3 protein-coding genes are annotated in these 3,338 nt (G+C 47.4%); 1 reads left to right on the top strand and 2 read right to left on the bottom strand.

The annotated features are described in order from the left end of the window. Positions 1–512 precede the first annotated feature (512 nt). On the top strand, positions 513–1,433 hold the full coding sequence (locus tag O9290_RS07785) for an ROK family protein (protein ID WP_288058496.1): 921 nt from the start codon (positions 513–515) through the stop codon (positions 1,431–1,433). Positions 1,434–1,520: 87 nt separating this feature from the next. On the opposite strand, the gene O9290_RS07780 is transcribed toward O9290_RS07785, so the two are convergent. Then, positions 1,521–2,123 carry a Crp/Fnr family transcriptional regulator gene (locus O9290_RS07780; RefSeq protein WP_288058498.1) on the bottom strand — a complete coding sequence of 201 codons (603 nt, stop codon included), beginning with the start codon at positions 2,121–2,123 and terminating at the stop codon, positions 1,521–1,523. Between the two features lie 279 nt (positions 2,124–2,402). Further along, positions 2,403–3,041, bottom strand: coding sequence for an LON peptidase substrate-binding domain-containing protein (locus O9290_RS07775; protein ID WP_002739408.1), 639 nt, complete (start codon positions 3,039–3,041; stop codon positions 2,403–2,405). Between the last annotated feature and the right edge of the window lie 297 nt (positions 3,042–3,338).

Raw genomic sequence — 3,338 nt, 5'->3', positions numbered from 1 at the left:
GTTATAATTAAATTAAAAATGGATTTTAGGTTCGATCCCCCCTGCCCCCCTTGATAAGGGGGGTGCCGATAGGCGGGGGGAGCTACCCTTGATAAGGGGGGTGCCGATAGGCGGGGGGAGCTACCCTTGATAAGGGGGGTGCCGATCCCCCCTTAATCCCCCCTTAATAAGGGGGGCATCTGATAATTTTTAACGCCTACCTACTTAAAAATGGGTAAAAATCAGGAGTTAAGCTGCCGGTGTCCAAAGTATAGGAGAAATTTGGGGCTAATCAATCAGCTAGTTTTGCCGGTTTAGCCGAATTATCCTCTCGATCACATCTAACTGCGAAAAAAACCGCCAAAAAGAGTGATAATAAACCTAAGTGGGTGGGTGGAATTAAATATAAGATGAACGTAGGTTGGGTTGAAGCATGAAACCCAACCTACGATTATGTTACGCTACCGCTAACCCATCCTACAAATAATTATGCCTCCCTACTTAGCTATTCCCAGAGTAACAAGGAAAGCCCGATGGTGAAAACAGTCATAGGTGTCGATTTAGGTGGAACCGCTATTAAAATTGGTAAATTTGACCAAGAGGGCAATTGTCTCGAATCTCTCACCTTACCCACTCCCCAACCCGCTACACCCAAAGAAGTCGCCCATACCATACATCAAGGCATTTGTCAAGTAAATTTAGATAAAAGTTGTCAAGCGCTCGGTGTGGGAACGCCAGGTCCGGCGGATGCTCAGGGAAGAATTGTCAAAATAGCGATTAATTTGGCAGGATGGCGGGATATTCCCCTCGCCGATTGGTTAGAGGAAAGCACGGGAATGCCGACAATTTTAGCCAATGATGCCAATTGTGCCGGTTTAGGGGAAGCTTGGTTAGGAGCGGGCAAACGCTTTCAAAACTTGATCCTGTTAACCTTGGGGACGGGAGTAGGAGGGGCAATTATCCTCGATGGTAACTTATTTGTCGGCAGCAAGGGAACGGCCGCAGAATTAGGTTTAATAACCCTCAATTTTGACGGTCCATTGTGCAATAGCGGTAATCAGGGTTCCTTAGAACAATACGTCTCCCTGCAAGCTATTCGCCGGATGACCGGCAAAGAACCGAAGCAATTGGCGGAATTGGCCGAAAAAGGCGATCAAGGGGCTTTACAATTCTGGCAGGGTTACGGTTGTTTACTGGGGGCTGGTATCGCCAGTTTACTCTATGTTCTCACCCCAGAGGCGGTAATTATCGGCGGCGGTATTAGCGCCAGTGCTAAGTTTTTCTTTCCCTCTCTCCTCACAGAAATCGAAAGACGGGTTTTACCTAGTTCCAGAGAAGGATTAGAGGTATTAACGGCCGAGTTAGGTAATGGCGCCGGCATGGTGGGGGCTGCTAAATTAGCTTGGCAATTAGTGGACTTGCGCGGGGATTCTATTATGGCTGGGTCTGAATAAAATTGTCTGACTTGAAAGAGGGTGTGGGGTGTAGGGAAAGAAACCTCTTTCATCTGTGGGGGTGAAAATTTTTTCATCAGGACTGAGTTAATCGTGAATGATTAAATGGCGATCGCAATCGCTGCTCACCGCTCCCTGACGCTGAAATTCGCCTAATAAACGCGTCACCGTTACCCTTGTAGTACCGATAGCATTGGCGAGATTTTGATGGGTTAAACGGATCTTTAAACGACTGCCTTGGGCGATTGGTTCTCCCATTTCCCGCTTTAATAGCTGTAGTAACTGCTGGAGACGTTCCTCCACTCGTTTGATTCCTGCGATCGCAAGTAGGGATTCCGTTTGTTGTTGACGACGGATCATTTGATTTAACATCATCCTGGTTAATTCCGCCGAATTTTCCACTTCGGCGATCGTGTACCACTTTAGGTACAGTTCCGACAAGGCTCTGGCGTGATAGGATTCCAGATGGGTCAAATTTAAGCCAAAAAAGTGGGATGAATGAACCCAGCCTAGTAAAATTTCCTCCCCACTCTCAGATACTTGACTTAGTTGCGCCATACCCCGATAAACTTGCCAGACTCCATCAACCACCAGAGGAATATTTTCCCCGCGATCATAAAAATGGAGCCGACGACTCTCGCTATAGTCTTCTCGGAAGGGTGAGGAGTTGGGATTATAGGTCAGCAACATGATCAAAGTTCTCCTAGGTGAGGGGCTAACAATTTTAACCCCACTCTACTGTATCAAGGTAAACATTAGGTAATCCCCAGATTAACAGTTATCAGTGGGTCAGTTATCAGTTATCAGTGGGTCAGTTATCAGTTCACCGATTACTGATTACTGTTCACTGTTCACTGAAATAATACTAAATCCGTTGAGTAACGCACAGAAAACGGGTTTCTCGGAGAAACCCGTTTTCTGCTCATGTCCCCCATTTCCCTCTCCCGCAGCTGAAAAACCTACAGATTATTAATTTAAAGCATCTTTAAGAGCCGTGCGAGCGGCCAGATGATTGCGGGTTGAGGTGAGAATTTCCGATTCTCGTTGGAGACGACTGACTGTATCGAGCATTTCTAATAAAGCTTGTTGTTCCCCGGCCACACCGTAGAGATTACCCGCCACCCAGTAGGATAATTCCAGGGGAAGACTAGGCAAATCGTCGGGGAGTTCAATTTTTTGAGCGGTTAATTTGGCTGATAGATGAACCACATCCCGCAGCAGTCGATCCACTTCTTTGGCCAGAGGTCGCAGATCTTGGGTGGTGGGGACATCTTCAATCCACTCCACCAAACCGACGCGATAGGGTTTTTCCCGGACGTATTCTAGGACACGGAAACGCTGTTGACCGATGGTGAGAATTTTTAAGCGATCATCCGGGAGACGTTGACAACGGACAACTTCCGCACAACTGCCGACTTTAGCGATTTCTCCCGTGGCTGGATCTACCATTAAGACCCCAAAACGGCGATCTTCTTCCAATATCGTATTCATCATAATCCGATAGCGAAACTCGAAGATGTGCAGGGGCAGAGGACGACCCGGGAATAAAACAACTTCGGGTAGGGGAAAGAGAGGTAATTCTCTAACGGCAATGGAAGAAGTGGCCATAGGTTTAGTAAAAAAAAACCGATCTTTTCTTATTTTTACACAATACCCCCTGAACCGCTAGGTAAGGGCAAGAGACTCCGAGCCAGTATTCAGGAGCCAGTATTCAGGAGTCGGGAGTCGGGAGATTGCCTTTATTTATTCTCCCCACACCCCACACCCCACACCCCACACCCCACACCCAACACCCCACCCACAAACTTTTATAAAATTCTTAAGATTACTCGCCCTCATTAGGGGGAACGAGGGCTACCCCAGCGATCGCAACGTCCGCAACGAGTTTTTTTTCCCCGATGCCAC

It is taken from the genome of Microcystis sp. LE19-41.2A, assembly GCF_027530405.1.
GTDB classification, from domain to species: Bacteria; Cyanobacteriota; Cyanobacteriia; order Cyanobacteriales; family Microcystaceae; genus Microcystis; species Microcystis aeruginosa.
The sequence above is the reverse complement of the archived record's forward strand: the minus strand, read 5'-3'. Positions and strand labels throughout refer to the sequence as shown.